The organism is Kitasatospora sp. NBC_01250 (assembly GCF_036226465.1).
Classification (GTDB): Bacteria; Actinomycetota; Actinomycetes; order Streptomycetales; family Streptomycetaceae; genus Kitasatospora.
In genome coordinates this window covers 1,214,289-1,237,406 of record NZ_CP108476.1, presented here as the reverse complement: position 1 = coordinate 1,237,406, position 23,118 = coordinate 1,214,289, and the positions used below count along the sequence as shown (strand labels likewise).

Genomic DNA, 23,118 nt, shown 5'->3' with positions numbered 1-23,118 from the left:
TGGCTGGCCGGGCGGGACCGGCCGGGTGGGTCAGCCGTTGGCGGCCCAGATGGTCTTGGCCTGCTTGTCGATGTTGGAGAGGATCCCGGCGGCGCCGTCGGGGCTGTTCAGGAACTGCTGGATGGCCGGCAGCATCACCGGGTCGGCGAAGTCCGGGCGGGTGTCGCGGTCCATGAACTGCGAGAGGTGCTTGGCCCCTTGGATCAGCTGCACCGAAGCGGCCTGCGGGGCGGTGTACTTGCTGGTGTCCACGCCGGCGGCGGTGGCGATGTCGGCGGGGTTGGAGCCGAGCCAGGTCTGCTGCGCGGCGGCGGTGCCCAGGTAGGAGAGCACGGTCTGGGCGCCGGACTTGTTCTTCGGCGACCTGGACATCATGAAGCCGTCGATCGGGGCCTCGACCGCGTCCTGGCCGTAGCTCGGGTTGATCTCGGGGAAGGCGAAGAAGCCGAGGTCGTCGGCCTGGGCGCCGGTGAAGATGGTGCCGATCTGGTCCAGGCCGAGCACCATCATGCCGGCCTGCTTGTTGAGCAGCTGCTGCGCGCCCTCCTGCCAGGTCAGGCCGAGGAAGCCGGGGGAGTAGTACGGGATCAGCTCGCGCCACTGGTCGAAGACGGCCTTGACCTGCGGGGTGTTCCACTTGGTGCCGTTGCGCATCAGGTCGATGTGGAAGTCGTACCCGTTGATCCGCATGTTGAGGTAGTCGAAGGTGCCCATCGCGGGCCAGCCGTCCTTGTCGGTGAAGGCCATCGGGATGAGCCCGTCGCCCTTCATCTTCTTGGCCAGGGCTATGAAGTCGTCCCAGGTGGTGGGCGCGGTGTAACCCTTGCTGGCCCACAGGCTCTTGCTGTAGTAGACGGCCCAGGGGTAGTAGTCGAACGGCACGAAGTAGTAGTGGCCGTCCGCTCCCTTGCTCTGCGCCTTCATCGCGTCGGTGTAGTTGGCGCCGATCTTCGCCCACACGTCGTCGACGTTGCTGAGCAGGCCCTGGGCGGCGAAGAACTGCATGCGCTCGCCGGCGAACCAGCTGAACACGTCCTGCGGGTTGCCCTGCAGGTAGGTGGTGATGTTCTGCTGGAAGGTGTTGTGGTCGACCCAGTTGACGTTGACGGTCAGTCCGGTGCTCTGCTGCACCTGGGTGAAGAGGGTCTGGTACGCGCCCTTGGGCTCGGGGATCGCGGCGTTGGAGCCGAGCGTGACGGTCTTGGGGTCGCCGGAGCCGCCGGAGGAGCTGCTGCACGCGGTGAGGAACGAGGGCACGGCGATCGCACCCGTGGCCATGAGAGCCCCGCGCAGCAGTGAGCGCCGTGTGAACGGCTGTGTGAACGTGTCGGGTGCTGCGGACGTGGACTGCCGGTTCTCGGCAGAGGGCTGGGCCATGGCCCCTCCTGGGGGTGCGAATGAAACAGAAACCAACGTGAGCGTTCAGATATCACCAACAGCGGGGGAGTGTGTCAAGGCTCTGGGCGCGACCAATCTGCGACCGCCCGGCTGCCGCCCGGCGCCCTCGGCGGCCCGGCTCGGCGGTGATCGGCGGGCGCTGCTCCCGGCGTAGGGGCTGACCTGGGCTGTTGTCAGCAGGTGGCGCGCGGCGCCGATCACGCGCGGGGAGTCGGGCCTCCGGTGCCGCGGTTCGGCGCGGGCATCGTGATCTAATCGCGACCCGAGCGCGGCGGCGGCCTGCCGAGGCTGCGGGATCCCTTGACACCCCTCCGGCGCTGCGTTCTTATGTGGGCAGATCCGTTTGGAAGTGTCCGATTCTGGTGTTCCTTGCGGATTCCACCGCCGGCTGACAGCCAGTCAGACCGGCTCCGCTGTGGCTCGGTCCCATCCGGTCCCCACCCCTGGAGACACCGTGTCCTTCACCTTCACCGCCCGGCTGAGCCGTCGGCTCGCCCGGGCGGCCCTCGCCGCGGCGCTGGCCGGCGCGGCGATCCCGGCCGCCCTCGCGGGCGCCGCGCCCGCGCACGCCGAGGCCAATGGCGTCGCGGCCACGCCCCCGATGGGCTGGAGCAGCTGGAGCTACCTGCGCAGGACTCCCACCGAGGCGAACATCGAGGCCCAGGCCAAGGCGATGTCCACCAGTGGCCTGGTCGCGCACGGCTACCGCTACGTCAACATCGACGACTTCTACTACCTCGACCCCACGACCACCGTGGACGCCAACGGGCGCTGGGTCACCGACCCGGCGAAGTTCCCGGACGGCATGGGCGCGGTCGGCGCCTACGTCCACAACCTGCACGAGCAGTTCGGGATGTACCTCACCCCGGGCATCCCGGTCGCCGCCTACAACCAGAACACCCCCATCCAGGGCACCGCTTACCACGCCCGGGACATCGTCTCCGACACCATCGACCACGAGACCAACTACAACTTCGGCAACGGCTCGATGTACTACATCGACTACGCCAAGAATCCGGCAGCCGCCCAGGCGTACCTCGACTCCTGGGCCGACCAGCTGGCCTCCTGGGGCGTGGACTACCTGAAGATCGACGGGGTCGGCGACTGGGACGTCCCCGACATCCAGCACTGGTCGCAGGCGCTGAACCAGACCGGACGGCCGATCCACCTGGAGCTGTCCAACAGCCTGGACGTCAACAACGCGAGCACCTGGCAGAGTGACGCCAACGGCTGGCGGATCGACGGCGACGTCGAGTGCTACTGCGGGGCCGGCGGCTCCTCCTACCCGCTGACCGACTGGAACAACGTCGCCGCCCGCTTCACCGACGCGCCCAAGTGGACCTCCTACGCCGGCCCCGGCGGCTGGAACGACCTGGACTCCGTCGAGGTCGGCAACGGCGACAACGACGGCCTGACCCCCGCCGAACGCCAGACCCAGCTCACCCTGTGGGCCATCGAGGGCGCACCGCTGCTGCTCGGCACCGACCTGACCGACCTGGACAGCGGTGACCTGGCGCTGCTCGGCAACGACGCGGTGATCGGCGTCGACCAGGCCGGCCACCCGGCCCGCCCTGTCGACCAGCTGACCCAGCAACAGGTGTGGACCGCCGCCAACGGCGACGGCAGCTACACGGTGGCCCTGTTCAACCTGGGCTCCGCCGCGGCCACCGTCACCGCGCACTTCTCCGACGTGGGCTTCAGCGGCACGGCCGACGTGCGCGACCTGTGGAGCGGCAGCGACCTCGGCAGCGCGACCGGCAGCGTCGCCGCCACCCTGGCCCCGCACGCCTCGCGCCTGTTCCGGGTCACCCCCGCCGCCGGCAGCCGGGCGGCGACCCTGCACTACAACATCGTCAACGCCGCCACCGGCCAGTACCTGGACGTCAGCGGCGGCTCCACCGCGGACGGCGCGGCCATCGTCCAGCAGCCCGCCGACGGCGGCGCGGACCAGCAGTGGCAGCTGGTGCCGACCGGCGACGGCAACGACACCCTGGCCAACGTGAACAGCGGTGACCTGCTCGGCATCCCGGGCAACAGCACGGTGGCCGGCACCCCGTTGGTGCAGCAGCACGAACAGGGCGCGGGCGACGCGCGCTGGAAGCTCAGCCCGAACGGCAGCGGCGCCTACACCATGACGGCACGCTCCGACGGTCAGGCCGTGGACGTCGTCGGCGGCTCCGGTGCGGCAGGGGCGGCCGTGGTCCAGGCCGTCGCAAACGGCGGCGCCAGCCAGAACTGGCGGCTCGTCCCGGTGCCGGTGCCCGGCGCGCAGTACAAGCTGGTCAACGGCGCCACCGGCGGCCGGATGGACGTCTTCACCGACTCCACCGCCGACCGCGCCCCGATCGTGCAGTTCAGTGACAACGGCGCCGGCGACCAGCTCTGGACCTTCAACCCCCAGGGCGGCGGTGTGTACACCGTGGCCAACGTCAACAGCGGCAAGCTGCTCAACATCCCCGGGCCCACCACCATCCAGGGCACCCAGCTGATCCAGTACTACGACGACGGGAACAGCAACTCGCGCTGGACCCTGGTCGACGCCGGGCCCAACCGGATCCAGCTGAAGAGCTCCTACGACGGCCAGCTCATCGACCTGGACAACAGCACGCTCAGCCTCGACGGGTCCGTGCTGCAGTGGCCCGCGGACGGCGGCGCCAACCAGACCTGGAGCCTGGTCCCGCCGTCCTCCTGAGGATCTGTTCGTTCACATTTGATCCTGTTTGATCCTGGTGGGTCCTGCCCCTGTGTACGGCGGGGCCCACCATCCCCCACCCTCACCCCTCCGGGAGCTCCCCCATGTCCATAACGCTGCCCCACCCGCCTCGGCGCAGAGCCCTCGGGCGGTTGCCCGGCGCCCTGCTCGCCCTCGCCCTGGCCGCCTCGGGCCTCGGCGCAGCCGCCCTGGGCACCGCCGCCCCGGCCGCCGCGCTCGGCAACGGCGTGGCCCTGACGCCGCCGATGGGCTGGAACTCCTGGAACTCGCTGGGCACCGGGGTGACCGAGCAGCAGATGGTCCAGACGATCGACTTCATGAGCGCCAACGGGCTGGTCGCCGCCGGCTACAACACCGTGACCATCGACGACGGCTGGTCGCTGGGCCACCGCAGCGGGCAGAGCAGCGACTTCGCCAAGGACGCCTACGGCTCGATGCAGCTCTACGACACCGCGGGCAACCCGGTCAGCGGCACCGACGGCACCGGCAACGACCCGACCTCGGGCGACCTGCTCCCCAACCCGGCGAACTTCCCGCCGCAGACCGTCAACGGACAGACCGTCAACGGCATCCAGTACCTGGCCTGGTACGCGCACAGCAAGGGCATGAAGTTCGGGCTCTACGCCACCGACACCTACACCACCTGCCAGGGCCACCCCGGCAGCCTCGGCCACGAGAGCACCGACGCGAGCGACTTCGTGGCCTGGGGCGTCGACTACGTGAAGTACGACGACTGTCCCTACGGCCCGGCGATCACCGGGCCCGACGGCCACAACTACGGTACCCAGGGCGAGGGCAAGGAGCTGACCGAGTCGATGTACGCCCGGGTGCAGGCCTTCCAGCACGCGCTGGACGCCGCCTCCACCGCGCAGGGGCGGCCCCGGGTGACGCTCAGCGTCTCCGCCCAGCCTGTGCACACCGGCGTGCCCTACCTGGAGTCGCCGAGCGACCCTGCCCGGACCGACCCCGTGGTGGTGGCGGCCGCCACCGCGCCGTACGACGCGCCCGGCTACTCGCCCACCGGCACCTGGTGCGGGCAGGTCGCCAACCTCTGCCGGATCGGCGGCGACCGCGACAGCGAACTGAGCGGCGTGCTCTACGGCGGCCAATTGCAGACCGCGCTGCAGTACGCGGGCAACGTGCGGCCCGGCAGCTGGAACGACATGGACATGATGTTCGCCGGCTGGAACGACGTCTACGGCGACTACGGCGTCACCGACACCTACCCCGGCCACAAGCCCTTCACCGACGACGAGTCGCGCACCGAGATGTCCGTCCTGTCGATGATGGCCGCCCCGCTGATCTCCGGCGCGGACTTCCGCACCGCCGCCGACTCCCAGCACAGCGCGAACGGCTACACCTGGTCCACCGGGATCAACGCCGACAGCCTGGCCGTCTACAAGAACACCGATGTGATCGGCATCGACCAGGACAGCCTCGGCCAGCCCGCCACCCTGGTCGGCAGCCCGCCGAACTCGCCGACCGCCCCGGTCGTCCTCAAGCGCCGGCTCGCCAACGGCGACACGGCCGTCCTGCTGGTCAACCAGGACCCGAACAACTGGCAGACCATCTCCACCAGCCTCGGCGCGCTCGGCCTCAGCGGCTCCGGCTACAACTACAAGGAGCTGTGGAGCGGCGCCACCGGCCAGTTCACCGGCACCGTCGGCGGCACCTGGGTCGCCCCGCACGGCGTCGCGCTCTACCGGCTCACCGCCCAGGCCACCAGTGGCCCGGCGGCCGTGATCGGCGACGGCCGGTACCACAGCCTCAGCCCCGGCGGCAGCGGCGGCCAGGCCCTGGAGGTGGCCGGCACCTGCAGTGCCGCGGACGGCGCGTCCACGGACGTCAACACCTGGTGGAACACCCACACCTCCGAGCAGTGGACCTTCGCCGCGAACGTCGACGGCACGGTGCGGATCACCGACAACTGCTACACCGGCACGCAGGTCCACGGCACCCTGACCGCGCCGGGCTCGCCGGGCAGCGCGGCGTACGTCACCAACGGCTACGACCCGGGCAACGCCGCGCAGAAGTGGACCGTGCGGCAGAACACCGCGACCGGGGCGCTGATCATCACCAACACCGCCACCGGGTTGGTGCTCGACGGCCCGGGCGGCAGCGGCGGCACGGCGACCGCGTCGGCGCTGAACCCGGCCTCCGGCGCGGCGAGCCAGAGCTGGACCACCCTCTCCTGACCATCTTCGCCCCCGTATCCCGACTCATTCTGGAGACCGTATGCGCAGGACCTGGGCGGCGTTAGTCGCCGCTGCCCTGACGGTGGCGCCACTGGCCACCGTCTCACTGACCGCCACGCCCGCCGCCGCCCTGGACAACGGGCTGGCCCTCACCCCGCCGATGGGCTGGAACGACTGGAACGCCTTCGGCTGCAACGTCAGCGCCAAGCTGGTGGAGCAGACCGCCGACAAGATCGTCTCCAGCGGCCTGCGAGCCGCCGGCTACCAGTACGTCAACATCGACGACTGCTGGATGAGTTCGAGCCGCGACGCGGGCGGCCACCTCGTCCCTGACCCGGTGAAGTTCCCCGGCGGCATCAAGGCCGTCGCCGACTACGTGCACGCCAAGGGCCTCAAGCTCGGGATCTACGAGAGCGCCGGCACCCAGACCTGCGCCGGCTACCCGGGCAGCCTCGGCCACGAGACCACCGACGCGGGCGACTTCGCCGCCTGGGGCGTCGACTACCTGAAGTACGACAACTGCTACAACCAGGGCGTCCCGGCCCCGCAGCGCTACCAGGCGATGGGCACGGCGCTGGCCGCCACCGGGCGGCCCATCGTCTACAGCCTCTGTGACTGGGGCCTGGAGTCCGTGCCCAGTTGGGGCCCGGGCGTCGGCAACCTGTGGCGCACCACCGGTGACATCAACGCCTCCTTCGGCAGCCTGCTGTCCAACTTCCACCAGAACGTCCAACTCGCCTCCGCCGCCGGGCCCGGCGCCTGGAACGACCCGGACATGCTGGAGGTCGGCAACGGCATGACGGCGACCGAGGACCGCTCCGAGTTCTCGCTCTGGGCCGAGATGGCCGCCCCGCTGATCTCCGGCACCGACCTGACCACCGCGAGCACCGACACGCTGGCCGACTACGGCAACCGCGAGGTGATCGCGGTCGACCAGGACAAACTGGGCCGCCAGGGCACCCCGGTGACGCTGGCCGGCGGTCTGGACGTGCTGGCCAAGCCGCTGGCGGACGGCAGCGTGGCGGTGACCCTCTTCAACGAGAACGCCGCCCCGGCCGTCATCTCCACCACGGCCGCCGCCGTCGGCCTGCCCGGCGCCCACGGCTACACGCTGCGGGACCTGTGGGCGCACCGGACCACCGAGAGCGCGGGCACCATCAGTGCCTCCGTCCCGGCCCACGGCACGGTCATGTACCGCGTGGCGAGGACCAGTTCGCCGGGCACGTACGCGCCGAGCGTCCAACTGGCCACCACTGTGCCGAACCAGACGCCCGGTCAGAGCAGCACCGTCACCGCGACGTTCACCAACAACGGTGCCCAGGCCGTCGGTGACCTGCGGCTGGGGCTGAACGCTCCGGCCGGGTGGCAGGTCAGGCCGCTGACCGGCACCGCTTTCGGCAAGGTGCCCAGCGGCCATGAGGCGATCGCGGCCTTCCAGGTCACGGCGCCGGCCACGCTGCCCGCCCCGATCACCCACGCCACCCTCACCGGCACCGCCTCGGCCCACTGGAGCGGCGGAAGTGTGAGCGCCGACTCGGCGAACCCGGTCGAGGTCGCCGCCCCGGTGGCGGCGCCGTTCAAGACCTTCACCGACAACAGCGCCGTCTTCGGCAAGCAGGGCGACGCGATCGCCGTCGACGGCGCGGGCGCGGATCTGTGGGGCAGCACCGACCAGTACAGCACGGTCTACCAGTCGGGTGCCGAGCACGACGGCTCCACGACGGTCGTCAAGGTCACCGGCCAGGCCGACACCAGTGACTGGGCCAAGTCCGGGATCATGGTGCGCAACGACCTGACCCAGCCCGGCGCCTCGGCGGGCTACGTGATCCTGGCCGAGGCCCCGGGCAAGGGCTACGTGCTGCAGTGGGACAGCACCGGCAGCGGGCAGTTGGACTCCAACAGTGCCCCGGCCAACCAGGGCACCGGCACCGCCGCGTACCCGAGCTGGCTCAAGCTGGTGCGCAGCGGCTCCGTCTTCACCGGCTACTACTCGACGGACGGCAGCACCTGGACCCAGGTCGGCAGCGCCACGGTGCCCGGCGTGCACCCGACCCAGGACGTGGGCGTCTTCACCAGCTCGCACAGTGACGGGACCTCGGGCGAGGCGGACTTCTCGGGCTTCAGCCAGAGCTGAGCCGGTCCGCAGCGTGGAACGGGGCCCGGCCGGGGCGATCTCGGCCGGGCCCCTCGGGTTGGTGCTGTTGCTGCCGCCGCTGTTGCTGCTGCGGCGTTGCCTGCTACCGCTGCGTGGCCTGCTTCTGCTACTTCGCCGCAAGCACGTCCACCGGCACGATCTCCGGGGCGCTCGCCAGCAGTCGGGGTGCCTCGGCCATCAGGGCGGCGGCGATCGGTCCGTCCAGGTGGGCCTTGCGGCCCGCGTCGTCGCCGAAGGTGTCGAAGATGCCGAAGGTGGTCGGGCCCAGGCGCAGCGCGAACCAGGCGTTGGTGCCGGGCTCCGCCTGGGCCAGCGGGAGGGCGCCGGCCAGGAACTCGCCGAGCTCCTCGGCGTGCTCCGGCTTGGCCTCGAGGCGGACGAGCAGGCCGACGCGGTGGGTGGCGGAGGTGGTCATGAGGAGGTGGTCCCTTCAGGTGCTTGGCTTGATGTGACCAACCTATGAGCGGGATGGGTGTCCCGCTCAGTGGCGGAAACGACACATCCCTTACCGTTTCCGCCATGAAGATCTCGGTCCTGGTCCTCGACGGCGTGTTCGACTCCGGTCTCGCCTCGGTGCTCGACGTCTTCCAGACGGCCAACGAGCTGCGCGGCGAGCTCCCGCAGCCACCGCCGCGCTGGGAGCTGACCTGCGTCAGCCCGCAGGCGGGCTCCTGTCGCGGCGGTGACGGCGGTGACGGCGGTGGGGGCGGCGCGACGGTGCGCACCGCGGCCGGGCACGCCGTGGCGGTGCGCCGGCCCGAGGAGGCCGACCCGCCCGAGCTGCTGATCGTCCCCGGCGTCGCCCACAAGCAGCCGGGCCCGCTCGTCGACTGGCTGGCGGCGCCCGAGCGGCGCGCCGACCGCGAGCTGGTCGAGCGGACCCACGCCGGCGGCACGGAGCTGGCCGCCGCCTGCACCGGCACCTTCCTGCTGGCCGACGCCGGCGTGCTCAACGGGCTTCCCGCGACAACCAGTTGGTGGCTGTCCCCGCTCTTCCGACAGCGCTATCCGGCGGTGGCACTGGACGAGAGCAGCATGCTCACCCGCGCCGCCGGCATCACCACCGCCGGTGCCGCGCTGGCCCACCTGGACCTCGCGCTCGCCCTGGTCCGCGACCGCAGCCCCGCCCTGGCCGATCTCGCCGCCCGCTACCTCGTGGTCGACTCCCGCCCCAGCCAGGCCAGTTACGCCATCCCTGAGCACCTCGCCCGCACCGACCCGACCGTCGCCGCCTTCGAGCGCTGGGTCCGCGAGCACCTCGATCAGCCACTGCGCATCGCGGACGCGGCCCGCACCCTCGCCACCAGCGAGCGCACCCTGCAACGCGCGCTGGACCGGGTCCTCGGCATCTCCCCGCTGCGCTTCGCCCAGCGCATCCGCCTCGAACAGGCCGCCCACCTGCTGCGCACGACCGACCTGCCGATCGAGACCGTCGCCCGCCGGGTCGGCTACGAGAACGCCACCACCTTGGCCACCCTGCTCCGTGACCGCCTCGGCACCACGGCGGGCCGGCTGCGCCGCGAGGTCGGGGGCTGAGACCCGGGTCCTGCGCCAGAGATGGACGGCGGCGGGGAGCACGAGCAGTCTGGAGTGGGGGACACGGACCGCTCGGCAGGCGGGAGGCTACTGATGGGGCTCAGACAGTGGTGGGAGCGCCGTTCGACGGCGGGGAAGGTCGCGGTGGTCAGCGTTCCGCTGGTCGCCATCGGTGTCGGCACGGCGCTGGCCACCATCAGCGGCGGCGGTGGCCACCCCACCGCGGTCTCCTCCCCGACGGCGTCCGGCCCGCCCTCCGGCGCCCCGACGGCGCCGCCGTCCGGCTCGCCGAACGGGGTCGCCCCGCTCACCGGGCTCGACCAGCCGGAGGGCCGGATCGTCGCGGTGAAGATCGACAACATCGTCAACGCCCGCCCGCAGACCGGGATCAACTCCGCCGACGTGGTCTACACGATCGAGGTGGAGGGCGGCATCACCCGCTTCCTGGCGGTCTTCGACGCCAACCACTTCCCCTCGGTGGTCGGACCCGTGCGCAGCGCCCGCGAGTCGGATCTGCCGATCCTCGAACAGTACGGGAAGGTGGCCTTCGCCTACTCCGGCGCGCTGACCAGGTTCCTGCCCGTGCTGGCGGACGCGAACATCTTCAACGCCTCGGCCACACAGGCCGGTTCCTCGTACTTCCGGGGCCCTGGAGTGGCGCCGTACAACCTCTTCGTGCGCCCGAGCAGCATCCTGGCGGCCTACCCCGACTCCGCGCAGGCCCAGGACATCGGCTTCCGGTTCGGTCCCGCGCCGGCCGGCGGGCAGGCCGAGAGCACCGTCAACGTCGGCTTCCCGGCTGCGAAGTTCAGCTTCGACTGGTCGCAGCAGGAGCAGAAGTGGCTGGTCTCGATGGACGGCAAACCGGCCCGGACGACCGACGCCGGGCAGATGGGCGCACCGACCGTGGTGATCCAGCACGTCGCCGAGACCACCTCGCCGCGCGGCTTCGAGGACTCCCCGGGCGTCCCGTCGCCCTACGCCCCGACGGTGGGCAGCGGCAGCGCCACGGTGCTGCGGGACGGCAAGGCCTACGACGCCAGTTGGTCGCGGCCCACCGACGCCAGCCCGACCACCTTCACCCAGCCCGACGGGCAGCCGATGGACTTCCATCCGGGCCAGGTCTGGGTGGTGCTCGCGCCCTCCTGAACGCTCCGGGGCGCGTGGACGCTTCGGGGCCTGGGCGCTTCGGCTCCCGGACGCTTTGGCTCAGCCCGCGGTGTCCCGTGGGACGACGTGCCAGCCGTTCGCGGCCCGCCGCCGGATCTGGGTGACCACGTACTCGCCGCCGCTGCCGCCCTCCACCCGCTCGGCGTGCGCCCGGGCCCGGGCGCACGCCATGGGGTCCAGGCCGATCCACTCGACGTCCAGGACGCCGTCCGGGGCGGAGAACTCGTAGGTGCCGGGGGTGCCGATGCGTGGGTCGTCGCTCATCTCGCCCTCCAGGTTCGTCGGGGCGCTGCCGGTGCGGCTCACCTCTCCCTTCATCCTCGCCCCTTCGCCCGACGGCCGCCCGCGCCCGCGCTCGCGCTCGCCTGTCCGCCCGTCCGCCCGCTCGTCCACGCCTGCCCGCATGCCCGCCTGCCCGCCTGCTCGTGCCCGTCCGCTCGTCCGCTGCCCCGGGACGGCGCACAGTGGAAGACATGGGTCTGCGGCAGCGCCTCGCCGGCGGCGGGCAGCCATGGCGGTCGAGCCATGCGCTGGTGGCCATTCCGCTCGTGCTGATCGCGGTGATCACCCTGGTCGACCTCGCGGTGCCAGCGGACGTGCACCTGGGCCCGCTGCTGGTGATCGCGCCCGCGATCACCGCCTCCTTCGCCGGGCCCCGGCTCACGGCGCTGATCGGCCTCCTGGCGGTGGGGGCGCAGGCCTGGATCGGTCTGCACTTCGGGGTGCTCACCTCGCGCAACGTGATGGTGCAGATCGCCGCCCTCGCGGTGCTCTCCGCCTTCATCGTCTTCTTCTGCCGGGTCCGCGAGCGACGCCGGGAGGAGCTGGCCCGGGTGCGCTCGGTGGCCGAGGCCGCACAGGCCGTGCTGCTGCGCCCGCTCCCGCACCGGCTCGGCCCGCTGCGGATCGCCAGTCGCTACCTGGCCGCCGAGCACGAGGCGCGGATCGGCGGCGACCTGTACGCGGCGACCCGCACCGGGAGCACGGTCCGGGTCATCATCGGCGACGTCCGGGGCAAGGGCCTGGCCGCCATCGGTGAGGCCTCCGCGCTGCTCGGCGCCTTCCGCGAGGCCGTGTACCAGTACGGCACCCTGCCCGAGCTGGCCGCCGCCCTGGACCGCAGCGTGCGCCGCTACTTCGCCGAGGCCGCCGAGGTGGACGGCGAGTTGGTGGAGCACTTCATCACCGCGCTGCTGCTGGACATCCCCGAGGAGGAGCCGGTGCTGCGGCTGACCAGTTGCGGCCACCCGGTACCGCTGCTGCTGCGCCGGGACAGGGCCGCGCCCGTCGCCGGGCTCTACCCCTCGCCGCCGCTGGGGATCGGTCCGCTGGGGCCGGCCGACCACAGCGTGCACACTGCCGCCTTCGAATCCGGCGACACCCTGCTGCTGTTCACCGACGGCGTGGTGGAGGCCCGCGACCGGGACGGGCGCTTCTACCCCCTGGCCGAGCGGGCCGCCCAGTGGACCGGGCTCGGCACCGAGGCCCTGCTGCACCACCTGCGCCGCGACCTGCTCGCGCACGCCGGCGGTCACCTGGGCGACGACGCCGCCCTGATCGCGCTCCACCGCGCCGCCGGGCCCGAACTGGGCCGCCAGCTCGGCCGGATCGTGCACCACCAGGGGCATGACCACCGCGCACCGCCCGGGGCGTGACCTCGGTGACCGCGCACCACTGAGGGGCATGACCTCGGTGCCGCCGCCGTGTCCGTCGGCGACCGATCGGCTACCGTACGGAGCGACCCCGACCCACCTGGGAGGCCCGGCATGCCGGCGACCGGAACCACCCACGCCCGCACCCGCACCGTCGGCGAGGGTGCGCTCACGCTGGGCACGCTGCCGGTGGCGGCGGCCGTGCTGACCGCGACGGTGGCGCTCTACCTGCTCCTGGTGGTCTTCGGCAACATCACCGATTTCGGCACCAACCAGCAGTTCGTCCACCACGTGCTCGCGATGGACACCACCTTCCACGACCGGAACCTGATGTGGCGGGCCATCACCTCGCCCGCGCTGCAGGACGCCGGGTACGTCCTGATCATCGTCTGGGAGGCGCTGGCCGCGCTGCTGCTCCTGGTGGCGACGGCCTGGTGGGTGCCCGCGCTGCGGCGGCGGGAGTTCACCCGGGTGCGGCGGGTGAGCACGCTGGGGCTGCTGATGATGCTGGTGCTCTTCGGGGTCGGATTCATCGCGATCGGCGGCGAGTGGTTCGCGATGTGGCAGTCCAAGGCCTGGAACGGGCTGGACGCCGCGATCCGCAACGTGACGCTCGCGGGGCTGGCGCTGCTCGTGCTGCACCTGCCCTCGACGCACTGGTCGACCGACTGAGCCGGGCGTTCGGGGGGTAGGGCTGGGGGAGGCCGACGTTCGGGAGGGGGTCGCATGTCTCAGCCGCTGGCTCAGCCAATGTCTCAGCCGCTGCCGCTGCCGCTGCCGCTGCCGCAGCCGCAGTCGCTGCCGTTGGCGGGCGTCACGGTGGTCGCGTTGGAGCAGGCGGTGGCCGCGCCGCTGGCCACCCGGCACCTGGCCGACCTCGGCGCCCGGGTGGTGAAGATCGAGCGGCCCGACGGCGGCGACTTCGCACGCGGCTACGACCGCAGCGTCGGGGGACTGGCCAGCCACTTCGTCTGGCTCAACCGGGGCAAGGAGTCGATCACCCTCGACCTGCGGACACCCGGGGGCCGGGCCGTGCTCGCCGACCTGGTGGCGGGCGCGGACGTCTTCGTGCAGAACCTGGCTCCCGGGGCCGCCGCCCGACTCGGCTTCGGCGCCGTCGAGTTGCGCGCCCGGCACCCGCGGCTGATCACGGTGGACCTCTCCGGCTACGGCTCCGGCGGGCCCTACCAGGACAAACGCGCCTACGACATGCTGATCCAGGGCGAGGTGGGGCTGGTCTCGCTCACCGGTACGCCCGAGCAGCCGGCCAAGACCGGCGTGCCCAGTTCGGACATCGCCGCCGGCATGTACGCCCTGTCGGGCACGCTGGCCGCGCTGGTCGGCCGGGCCGGCAGTGGGCAGGGCAGCGCGGTCGGGATCTCGATGTTCGAGGCGACGGCGGAGTGGATGGGCCACCAACTGCACCACACCCAGGGGACCGGCCGCTCGCCGGGCCGGGCGGGCCTGTCCCACCCGGGCATCGCGCCCTACGACGCGTTCCCCACGGCCGACGAGCAGGAGGTGCTGATCGGCATTCAGAACGACCGCGAGTGGGCCAGGTTCGCCGAGCACTTTCTGGCCCGCCCCGAACTCGCGGAGCACCCCGACTGGGCGACCAACGTCGAGCGGGTGCGCCGCCGGCGGCAGGTCGACGCGCTGGTGGCCGGGCGGACCGTGACGATGACCGTGCCGGAGGTGATCAAGCTCCTGGACGCACTGGCCATCGCCTCGGCCCGGCTGAACGACGTCGGCGACCTGCTGGAACACCCGCAACTGGCCGCCCGGGACCGCTGGCGCCCGGTGGCGACCCCGGCCGGGGAGATCCGCGGGCTGCTGCCGCCGTTCGACTTCGCCGGCGTCGAGCTGCCGATGGGCCCGGTACCGGCGCTGGGCGAGCACACCGAGCCGGTGCTGCGCGGACTCGGCTACCCGCCCGAGCGGATCACCGCCCTGCGTGCGGCCGGGGCGCTCGGGGGGTCGTCGGCTACTGCGGGGTGACCTCGCGGGTCAGCTTCGAGCCCCAGTCACACCAGGTGGAGCCGGGCAGGAAGGCGCCGCCCACCTCGTTGAGGTGCTGGCCCAGGTAGACCATGTTCGAGTCGCACGCCTCGACGGCCATCCCGAAGAAGGAGACCGAGTCCGGGTCGAGCTGGTACTTCCAGGGCTTGTTGTAGGGGGCGGGGGTCTTGACGACCTTCCCGATGACCTGGGTCCGCTCCGTCTCCGTGCCGGCCAGGATGTTCCGGGCCTGCTGGATCTTGCCCTGGTCGGTGAGCTTGAAGACGAAGGTCTGCTGCGTGCTGTCGGTGAACTCGAAGTAGGCCGGCGCCGCGCTCGCCTGGGCCGCCTGGGCCGGCTGGGCCACGGCCAGGGCGAGCATCGAGATCGCCGCGAGACCACTGAACTTGGTGAGGATCCGTCGCATGAGTCAGCACCTCCAGTGCCTGTCGGGTCGCGTTCTGCGACCGCTCCCACGAACGTAATCGAGAAGGCAAAGGAATGGTCTTGTCGTGGCAAAGTCTGCCCCATGGGGCTTTTGTTCCCGATCCGCCCATTGCGTTGAGTCGGGCCGTCGCTGCGGCTCCTCGGGCGGGCGGCGGTAAATCGGTTGCGCCCCGCTGGTGGCCCGATAGCATCGTGGCGTTCCTGCGAGGTGAGAGAGCGAGGTGAGGTGCTGATGGTCGCCGCCGTGACGCGGCGCGCCTCTGCGTGCGCGCCCTACGCCCTCTCTCGTTTCCTGCCCGCCGGCTGACGCCGCGTCCGCTGACGCACCCTCCGGTGGGCCCACCTCCACCAGGAGCACATCAGTCATGCGCAAGCGCTTTGCCGACGACGAGTCCTTCAGCCGTATCCGCAGCAAGGGCGCGGGTCGCCGTGCTTTCGACGACGACGCCTACGAGCAGGCGTTCGCCCAGTACCAGGGCTACGAGGCCCAGAGCGACGAGGCCTGGGGCCACGAGGCCCGGGGATTCGAGTTCGGCGACGACACCACCGGGGACGTCGACGGCGACCAGCGCCACGACACCGTCCCGGCGGGGGACGGGCCGGCCGAGGGCGACCGCTGGTCCACCTGGGACCAGTCCACCCCCACCGAGAAGGGCCCCGAGCCGCGCCCCGACTGGGTGGTCACCGAACTCGCCGCGGTCGACACCGAGTTCGGCATCGTGAGGACCGGCAAGGAGGCCGACGTCTTCCTGCTGGAGCGCGCGGTGCCGGGCACCGGGCGCCGCACCCTGATGGCCGCCAAGCGCTACCGCGACGGCCAGCACCGGATGTTCCACCGCGACTCCGGCTATCTGGAGGGCCGGGCCCACAAGGAGTCCCGGGTCAGCCGCGCGATGGCCAAGCGCACCGACTTCGGCAAGCAGGCGATCGCCGGCCAGTGGGCCGCCGCGGAGTTCACCGCGCTGTGCCGGTTCTGGTCGGCCGGCGTGGCCGTGCCCTACCCCGTCCAGATCCTCGGCACCGAGATCCTGATGGAGTTCATCGGCGACCCCTCCGGTGCCGCCGCCCCGCGGCTGGCCCAACTGCGGCCCGAGGAGGCCGACCTGGACGACCTCTGGCAGCAACTCGGCGCCAGCCTGGCCGTGCTCGCCCGGGACGGCTACGCGCACGGCGACCTGTCCGCCTACAACATCCTGGTGCACCAGGGCCGCCTGGTGATCATCGACGTGCCGCAGATCGTCGACGTCATCGCCAACCCGCGCGGACGCTCCTTCCTGGAGCGCGACGTGCGCAACGTCGGCGCCTGGTTCACCTCCCGGGGGCTGGCCGAGCGGCGGGTCGAGGAGCTGGCCCGGGAGCTGGCCTTCGAGGCGAGGCTCGACTGATCTGTCGACTGGTCTGTGGACTGATCTGTCGACTGATCTATTGTCGATCGCCAGGAGCAGACCGCGCAGCCGAGGGGGCCGCACCAGATGACCGGTGGTTCACCGCACCAGCCCGAGTCCTTCTACCTGGACCTGGGGGAGGGCCGGTTCGAGAGCACCAGGTCCACCGCCGGACCGTGGAGTCCGAAGGCCCAGCACGCCGGCCCGCCGTCGGCGCTGCTGGGCCGGGCGCTGGAGCGCCACCAGGCGCGCGAGGGGTTCCGGATCGCGCGGGTGACGCTGGAGATCCCGCGCCCTGTCCCGGTCGGCGAACTCACGGTGGCCGTGCGCACGGTCCGTTCGGGCGCGCGCACCGAGCTGCTCGAAGGCGAGATCACCGCGGACGGCCAGGTGGTGATGCTGGCCCGGGCCTGGCGCCTGGCCGCGAGCCCGTCGGACACCCCGGAGCTGCGCCCGGAGCCCACCCCGCCGCCACTGCCCGGGCCGCAGCCGCCGCACGGCCTGCGCGGCGCCAACCTGGACGGCTACGTCTCGGCGATGGAGTGGCGCTTCCCGCCCGGCACCGGCTTCGACCGGCCGGGCCCCGGGACGGCGTGGGCCCGCCAGCGGATCCCGTTGGTGGCGGGCAGCGCCGACACCCCGCTCACCCGCGCGCTCACCCTCGCCGACAGCAACTGGGCGGTGGCCTTCGAGCTCGACCACGTCCGGCAGATGGTCATCAACACCGACGTCACCCTCGCCCTGCACCGCGACCCGGTCGGCGAGTGGCTCTGCCTGAGCGCGGCCACCACCGCGAGCCCGCTCGGCTCGGGCCTGGCCCTCGGCCGGCTGGACGACGCCTCGGGTGCCTGCGGCCAGGTGCTGCAGACCCTGTTCGTCGCGGAGCGCTGACGGCTCGTCGGGCCTCGCGGCGCGTGGACGCACGTGGGCCGCGGCCACCCGATCCGGGTGACCGCGGCCGCTCGACCAGCGATTCGGCCTCAGGGCTTGCGCGCCACGCCCACCGCCGCCAGGCGCAGCACCGGGTTGGCGCTCAGCGGCGGGGTGTCGGCGTCCGGGCGCCACTCGGCGACGGTGACCACGCCGGGGTCGACCAGGTCCAGGCCGTCCAGGAAGGCGGCGACGGCGGCCGGGGTGCGGAACTGCGCGCGGCCCACGCCTTGGCGCAGCACCGCCTCCGCGGCAGCCGCCTCGGCGTCCTCACCGGCGACCAGCAGGTGGTGGATGAAGACGTAGCTGCCCGAGGGCAGGGCGTCGACCAGCTGGCGGACGATGAGCGCGGGCTCCTCCTCGTCCAGGACGTAGTGCAGGATGCCGCAGAGCAGCAGCCCCACCGGCTGGTCGAAGTCGATGTGGCCGCGCAGCACCGGATCCGCGAGCAGCGCGGCGGGCTCGCGCAGATCGCCCGCGAGGACCGTCGTCTCCTTGTTGTCGGCCAGCAGCGCCCGGGCGTGGGTGAGCACCACCGGGTCGTTGTCGACGTACACCACGCGGGTGGACCGGTCGACGGCGTGCGCCACCTGGTGCACGTTGTCCGCGGTCGGCAGCCCCGACCCGAGGTCCACCAACTGCCGAAGCCCCGCCTCGCCCACCAGGTACCGCACCACCCGCCGCAGCACGGCCCGCTGCTGCTGCACCCCGAGGTGGACGGCGGGGAGCGTCTGCTCGATCCGCTCGCCGACGGCCCGGTCGGCCGCGTAGTTGTCCTTGCCGCCGAGCAGGTAGTCGTACACCCGGGCGATGTTCGGCGGCGGCGGGTCGTACGCGCCGGCGACGGCCGGTGCGGTGCGGGTGTCCTGGTCCGACACGGCGGGGGCTCCTCTGGTGCGACGCGGCTGCGATGGGCGGTGGGGTGCCCGGGAACGACGGGGCGCGTGGGGCGGGCCGCCGTGCAGACTCATCGCGAATGATGGCCGATCATGCTCCGACTTTCAATGCCGAGTTGACGCGACAAGGCACGATCAGCTGATCCGGCTCCGACTGGAGGTGGACGAGGACCTGCTCTGGATCACGGTGGAGGACGCCTCCGACACGCTGCCACAGCAGCGTGGGGACGCTGACGGGGAGTCGGGTCGGGGGCTGCTGCTGGTGGATGCGCTGTCCGAGGCGTGGGGCTGGGGGCCTCGGGAGGGCATTGGCAAGCAGGTCTGGTGTGTCTGCGAGCCCGATCCGGTCGTGGGCCAGGGGCGAATCACGGCGTCGGATCGACCAGGCGGAACTGTTGGGCGACCACGAGGGTGGAGTCGTCGATGACTGGGGTGTGGCCCAGGTACTCGCTCACGCCCGTGCTCTGGAAGAACTCCGTGTGGGCGGCCCGCCAGTGGGCCGCGTCCTCGTAGCCGCGGCCTTCGGCGAGGGCGAAGGCGTCGTCGATCTCCGCCATGGGAACCACGCGGACGTCGACGAGTTCGATGGTGGCGACCGGGCGGTTGGCGGAGTCCAGCACGGACAGCCGCTGTCCGGCGGTCGGCAGCTCCTCACCGGCGTGCCGGTAGAGCGCCAGGAGGCCGGTCAGGGCGGTCTTGTGGCCGCTGAGGATCGCGGCCACGCCGCTGTCGCGCTCCGGGCCGGGGAAGGCGAGTTCGAGGGGCGGCAGGTCGTCGTGGTCCATCGGGTGAGGGTACGAAGGGTGTTGTGCTGGGGCAACGGGATTTTCACCACAGCTGAGGGCGTCAACTGACTGCGAGGCGCTTCCAGAGGGTGACCAGCCCGCCTGCGGCGGAGATCCGTCAGGCGCCGAGCAGTTGGGCCTCCTGCTCCGGCGACAGCCCTTCCGCCAGCGGCGGCTCGCCCCGCTCGCGGTCCCAGGCGAGCACGTCCGCGACGGTGGTCGCGAGCGGTGTCGCGGGCAGGCCGGCGGCCCGGGCGCGGGCCGGGCTGCGCTGCTGGGCCGTCCACTGCGCGGTGGGTCGGATCAGCGGGAAGAACGGCGGCGCCGCCTCCGCGGGCACCGGCACGATCTCGACCTCGCTGCCCGCCACCCGCGCGCAGGTGCCGATCAGCCCGGCCAGGGTGATCGGCTCGGCCGGACCGACGGCGTGGAACGCGCCGGGCCGGTCGTCCCGCAGCAGCCGCACCACCAAGGTGGCCAGGTCGCGCGAATCGACCAGCTGGATGGGCTGTTCGGGCCTGCCGGGCAGCGCCACCCGGCCGCCGCGCGCGGCCCGGCGCACCCAGTAGGTGAGCCCGGCCTGCGGGTCGTGCGGGCCGACCACCTTGCCCGGCCGCACGATCGTGGCCCGCTCGCCGTAGCGCGCCAGTACGTCGTCCTCGCAGGCTGCCTTGAGCGGCCCGTAGGTGGCCTCGCTCAGCTCCTCGGTGTCCCGCACCGATGGGCGGCGCGGGGTGTCCTCGTCCGAGCCGGGACCGACGCCGGTCCGTGCGTAGACGGCGTGGCTGGAGACGAACAGGTAGCGCCCGGCCCGGTCACCGAGCGCCGCCATCGCCTGGCCGACGTGACGCGGCACGTAGCCGCTGACGTCCACCACGGCGTCCCAGTCGCCCGCCCGGCCGAGGGCGTGGTAGTCGCCGCTGTCCCGGTCGCCGATCAACCGGGGCACGGCGGGGAAGAGTTCGGCTCCGGTGCGGCCACGGCCGAACACGGTCACCTCCGCGCCCGTCCGCAACGCTTCGTCGACGATCGCGCGGCCCACGAACACGGTGCCGCCAAGTACCAGAATGCGCATGAGGGGTGACGCTACCTCAGATCGGCGCGTCAGGGCTGGATCCGGCGGGCGAGCCAGTCGAGGGCGAGCGGGTAGCGGTAGTCGATGCCGCCGTGGCCGCCGTCGAACAGCTCGAAGCGGACCGCCTGTTCGGGCAGTCCGGCGGCGCGGACCGCCCGGTGGAAGGCCTCGGCGCCGACGTCCAGGAAGAAGTCGTCCCGGGTGCCGGCGTCGATCCACACCGCGCGCAACGACCGTACCGCTTCCGCGTGTCGGGGGACCATCCGGACCGGGTCGAGGTCGAGCCAGCGCTGCCACAGCTCCGGGATCAGCTCACCCGTGCCGGTGTCGAACGGAAGCCGCGGCGTGCCGTCCGGGTCCGCCGAGAAGCAGGCGGCCACGCCGAGCGCGCTCAGCGTGACGTCGTCGCCGGGCCTGGTCATGGCGGGCCGCTGCCGGAAGTCGTCCCACCATGCGCCGATGTCACCGCCCCAGGGCCGTAGGGTGCGCACCACCTGCGGGAACTCGGGTACGTAGCAGTACTCGTAGAGCGCGTCCCCGGCGTGCGTGGCCAGCGCCCCGAAGAGGTCCGGACGCAGCATCGGCGTGATCATCGCACCGAACCCGCCGCTCGACTTGCCGGCTATCGCCCGGTGTTCACGCCCGGCGAGGGTGCGGTAGCGGGCGTCGACGTACGGGACGACCTCCTCGCACAGGTACGCGTGGTAGCGGCCCGTCCCGGGCGAGTCGACGAACTGGCTGCCGCCGTAGGACGTCCAGGCGTCGACCAGGACCAGGACGACGGGCGGCGTACCGCCGGCGAACAGCGCGTCGGCGGTCTCCGGGAAGGGCCGGCGGAACGGGGTGCGGTTGTACCACATGCCCAGATGGCCGCTGAAGCCCTGGATCACGTAGACCGCGGGGTAGCGCCGTCTTGGCTCGTCGTCGTACCCCGGCGGCAGGTAGACGTGCAGCGGCCGTTCGAACGGGTCGCCCAGCGGGTTGCCGCGCAGCAGCTCGCTGGTGATGACCTGCCGGTCCATCCGGCCCGCGAGGTCGGCCGACCACGGGAGCATGGGGTGCCCCTTCCGTTGGCGTGTGGCGTGTGGCGTGTGGCGTATGGAGCGTGGCGCGCTCAGCGTAGGGCGGTAGGGGGCTCGCCGGGAACACGGCCGCGCGAGCCTCCCGCACCGGCGGTGAGCGCCCGGTCGGCGGCTGCCAGGATCCGGCCGAAGACGTGGCCGATGACGGGGGCGCCCACCACGCGGGCGAAGGCGTCCCCGAACGGGGCGGGGAGCCGGAAGGCGGTCTCCCAGACCACCAGGGTGCCTCCGCCGACCTCGGTGAAGGTCATCCGGCCCAGTTCGTGACGGGCCGGCGGGAAGCTGCGGTCCACGGTGTAGTCGAAGTCGTACGGCGGGTGGTAGCTGGTGATCCGCTCGCGGAACCAGCCGATCAGCCAGGTGTGCACCCGGACGGCCCCCACCCCGTAGGCCGCGCCCGCCCCCGGCCGGGCCAGGCGCGCCCGCAGGACGAACCGGGTGCGGGTGTAGTTCGTGGTGGTGGCGCACCAGTCGAAGACCTCGCCGATCGGCGCCGCGATGACCCGTCGTACCGTCACGGTTGCCATGTCTCTTCCCTCCTGCGGAGCGGGCGGTGAAGCCGTCCTGACACCTGCTGGACAGGGGAGGGGCGCGGAACGTGACATGCCGGCCCGGTGGCCGTCCCCGCACGGCGGCGCCCAGGCCGGTCACCTCACCCGGGCAGCCCCGTCAGCCACTCCAGCAGCAGCCGGTTCGTCTCCGCCGCCCGCTCCTGCTGGATCCAGTGGCCGCAGCCCTCCAGCAGGTGCGAGGAGACCAGGCCCGGCAGCGTGGTGGGGAAGGCCGCGATCGCGTCGGCCAGCCAGGTGGTGGAGGCGTCCAGCGCACCGCCCAGGAACAGGGACGGCTGGTCGATCGCCGCACCGTCGAAGGCGGCGAGGTCGGCCCAGTCGCGGTCCATGGCGCGGTAGCGGTTGAGTGCCCCGGTCAGGCCGGTGCGCTCGAACTCGCCGGCGTAGACGTCGAGATCGTGCTCGCTGAGCCAGCCGGGCAGGGCCCCGGCCGGGAAGCGGTCGCGCAGGGTGCCTCCGGGGGTGACGAAGTGCGGGTCCGGGGCGCCGGGGGCGGGCATGGTGTCGGCGGACAGCGCGGCGTAGAAGCCGGCCAGCCAGCCGCGGACATCGGGCTCGATCTCACGCTCGGCGCGGCCGGGCTGCTGGAAGTAGGAGACGTAGAACTCCTCGCCGGAGCCGGAGCCGGAGCCGGAGCCGGAGCCGGAGCCCGAGCCCGAGCCCGCCCCGAGCCGGGCGAAGACCTCGCTGGGCCGCGGCCCGCCGCGCGGGGTGTACGGGACGCTCAGCAGGCCCACCGCGCGGAAGACGTCCGGCCGCAGCAGGGCCGAGTTCGCCGCGATGGCCGCTCCCCAGTCGTGCCCCACGATCACCGCCGACCGCTCGCCCAGGGCGTGCACCACGGCGGTGTTGTCCGCCACCAGGTCGAGCATGCCGTAGGCCGCAGCCTCGGTGGGACGGGAGGAGCGGCCGTAGCCGCGCACGTCGACGGCGACCGCGCGGAAGCCGGCCGCGGCCAGCACCGGCAACTGGTGGCGCCACGAGTACCAGGACTCCGGGAAGCCGTGCACGAGCAGCACCAGCGGGCCGGTGCCCTGCTCGACCAGGTGGATCCGGCCGGCGGGGGAGGGGACCAGACGGTGGCGCGGCTCGGTGGTCCGCGGTGGCCTGGTGGTCTGCTGGGACATGC

The 23,118-nt window shown here is 72.4% G+C and carries 20 protein-coding genes; 10 read left to right on the top strand and 10 right to left on the bottom strand.

Annotation, left to right across the window (positions count from 1 at the left end):
- Positions 1-30 precede the first annotated feature (30 nt).
- On the bottom strand, positions 31-1,377 hold the full coding sequence (locus OG500_RS05490; RefSeq protein WP_329577198.1) for an ABC transporter substrate-binding protein: 1,347 nt from the start codon (positions 1,375-1,377) through the stop codon (positions 31-33).
- Positions 1,378-1,852: 475 nt separating this feature from the next.
- Between OG500_RS05490 and OG500_RS05485 the strand changes: the two genes are divergently transcribed.
- The 3 genes from OG500_RS05485 to OG500_RS05475 all read left to right on the top strand — a co-directional run bounded on the left by OG500_RS05485 (position 1,853) and on the right by OG500_RS05475 (position 8,440).
- Complete coding sequence (locus OG500_RS05485) at positions 1,853-4,090, top strand: alpha-galactosidase (protein WP_329577195.1); 2,238 nt, start codon at positions 1,853-1,855, stop codon at positions 4,088-4,090.
- 104 nt (positions 4,091-4,194) lie between these two features.
- Positions 4,195-6,306, top strand: coding sequence for an alpha-galactosidase (locus OG500_RS05480; protein WP_329577192.1), 2,112 nt, complete (start codon positions 4,195-4,197; stop codon positions 6,304-6,306).
- A 40-nt stretch (positions 6,307-6,346) separates the two neighbouring features.
- Positions 6,347-8,440: an NEW3 domain-containing protein gene (locus OG500_RS05475; protein ID WP_329577190.1), complete on the top strand. Its 2,094-nt coding sequence runs from the start codon at positions 6,347-6,349 to the stop codon at positions 8,438-8,440.
- 127 nt (positions 8,441-8,567) lie between these two features.
- On the opposite strand, the gene OG500_RS05470 is transcribed toward OG500_RS05475, so the two are convergent.
- Positions 8,568-8,876, bottom strand: a complete 309-nt coding sequence (locus OG500_RS05470) for a putative quinol monooxygenase (protein WP_327065226.1) — start codon at positions 8,874-8,876, stop codon at positions 8,568-8,570.
- A gap of 104 nt (positions 8,877-8,980) precedes the next feature.
- Between OG500_RS05470 and OG500_RS05465 the strand changes: the two genes are divergently transcribed.
- Both OG500_RS05465 and OG500_RS05460 read left to right on the top strand, forming a co-directional pair.
- Positions 8,981-9,997, top strand: coding sequence for a GlxA family transcriptional regulator (locus tag OG500_RS05465; protein ID WP_329577186.1), 1,017 nt, complete (start codon positions 8,981-8,983; stop codon positions 9,995-9,997).
- Positions 9,998-10,090: 93 nt separating this feature from the next.
- Complete coding sequence (locus OG500_RS05460; RefSeq protein WP_327065224.1) at positions 10,091-11,146, top strand: DUF3048 domain-containing protein; 1,056 nt, start codon at positions 10,091-10,093, stop codon at positions 11,144-11,146.
- Positions 11,147-11,206: 60 nt separating this feature from the next.
- Here OG500_RS05460 and OG500_RS05455 read toward each other — a convergent pair whose 3' ends face one another.
- A complete protein-coding gene (locus tag OG500_RS05455; protein WP_329577180.1) occupies positions 11,207-11,485 on the bottom strand; it encodes a hypothetical protein in 279 nt (92 codons plus the stop codon).
- Positions 11,486-11,640: 155 nt separating this feature from the next.
- On the opposite strand from OG500_RS05455, the gene OG500_RS05450 reads away from it, so the two are divergent.
- The 3 genes from OG500_RS05450 (at position 11,641) to OG500_RS05440 (ending at position 14,817) form a co-directional block, all read left to right on the top strand.
- Complete coding sequence (locus OG500_RS05450) at positions 11,641-12,822, top strand: PP2C family protein-serine/threonine phosphatase (RefSeq protein WP_329577177.1); 1,182 nt, start codon at positions 11,641-11,643, stop codon at positions 12,820-12,822.
- Positions 12,823-12,933: 111 nt separating this feature from the next.
- The gene (locus tag OG500_RS05445) at positions 12,934-13,491 is read left to right on the top strand and encodes a DUF2165 domain-containing protein (RefSeq protein ID WP_327065221.1); all 558 of its coding nucleotides are present in this window, start codon (positions 12,934-12,936) and stop codon (positions 13,489-13,491) included.
- A gap of 78 nt (positions 13,492-13,569) precedes the next feature.
- Positions 13,570-14,817, top strand: coding sequence for a CaiB/BaiF CoA transferase family protein (locus tag OG500_RS05440; RefSeq protein WP_329577173.1), 1,248 nt, complete (start codon positions 13,570-13,572; stop codon positions 14,815-14,817).
- Here OG500_RS05440 and OG500_RS05435 read toward each other — a convergent pair.
- Positions 14,804-15,244: a BP74-related protein gene (locus tag OG500_RS05435; RefSeq protein ID WP_329577172.1), complete on the bottom strand. Its 441-nt coding sequence runs from the start codon at positions 15,242-15,244 to the stop codon at positions 14,804-14,806. The genes OG500_RS05440 and OG500_RS05435 overlap by 14 nt on opposite strands.
- Before the next feature lie 385 nt (positions 15,245-15,629).
- Here OG500_RS05435 and OG500_RS05430 point away from each other — a divergent pair, with 385 nt between their 5' ends.
- A complete protein-coding gene (locus OG500_RS05430; RefSeq protein WP_329577169.1) occupies positions 15,630-16,649 on the top strand; it encodes a serine protein kinase RIO in 1,020 nt (339 codons plus the stop codon).
- A gap of 87 nt (positions 16,650-16,736) precedes the next feature.
- The gene (locus tag OG500_RS05425) at positions 16,737-17,540 is read left to right on the top strand and encodes a thioesterase family protein (RefSeq protein ID WP_329577167.1); all 804 of its coding nucleotides are present in this window, start codon (positions 16,737-16,739) and stop codon (positions 17,538-17,540) included.
- Between the two features lie 89 nt (positions 17,541-17,629).
- Here the strand turns inward: OG500_RS05425 and OG500_RS05420 are convergent, their stop codons facing one another.
- The 6 genes from OG500_RS05420 to OG500_RS05395 form a co-directional block, all read right to left on the bottom strand.
- Complete coding sequence (locus OG500_RS05420) at positions 17,630-18,457, bottom strand: SAM-dependent methyltransferase (RefSeq protein WP_329577164.1); 828 nt, start codon at positions 18,455-18,457, stop codon at positions 17,630-17,632.
- A gap of 383 nt (positions 18,458-18,840) precedes the next feature.
- Positions 18,841-19,260, bottom strand: a complete 420-nt coding sequence (locus OG500_RS05415) for an ASCH domain-containing protein (protein WP_329577161.1) — start codon at positions 19,258-19,260, stop codon at positions 18,841-18,843.
- Positions 19,261-19,378: 118 nt separating this feature from the next.
- The gene (locus OG500_RS05410; protein WP_329577158.1) at positions 19,379-20,335 is read right to left on the bottom strand and encodes an NAD-dependent epimerase/dehydratase family protein; all 957 of its coding nucleotides are present in this window, start codon (positions 20,333-20,335) and stop codon (positions 19,379-19,381) included.
- A gap of 29 nt (positions 20,336-20,364) precedes the next feature.
- Positions 20,365-21,390, bottom strand: a complete 1,026-nt coding sequence (locus OG500_RS05405; RefSeq protein ID WP_327065211.1) for an alpha/beta hydrolase — start codon at positions 21,388-21,390, stop codon at positions 20,365-20,367.
- Positions 21,391-21,449: 59 nt separating this feature from the next.
- Complete coding sequence (locus tag OG500_RS05400) at positions 21,450-21,944, bottom strand: SRPBCC family protein (RefSeq protein WP_329577155.1); 495 nt, start codon at positions 21,942-21,944, stop codon at positions 21,450-21,452.
- A 125-nt stretch (positions 21,945-22,069) separates the two neighbouring features.
- Positions 22,070-23,116 carry an alpha/beta hydrolase gene (locus OG500_RS05395; RefSeq protein WP_329577153.1) on the bottom strand — a complete coding sequence of 349 codons (1,047 nt, stop codon included), beginning with the start codon at positions 23,114-23,116 and terminating at the stop codon, positions 22,070-22,072.
- Positions 23,117-23,118 lie beyond the last annotated feature (2 nt).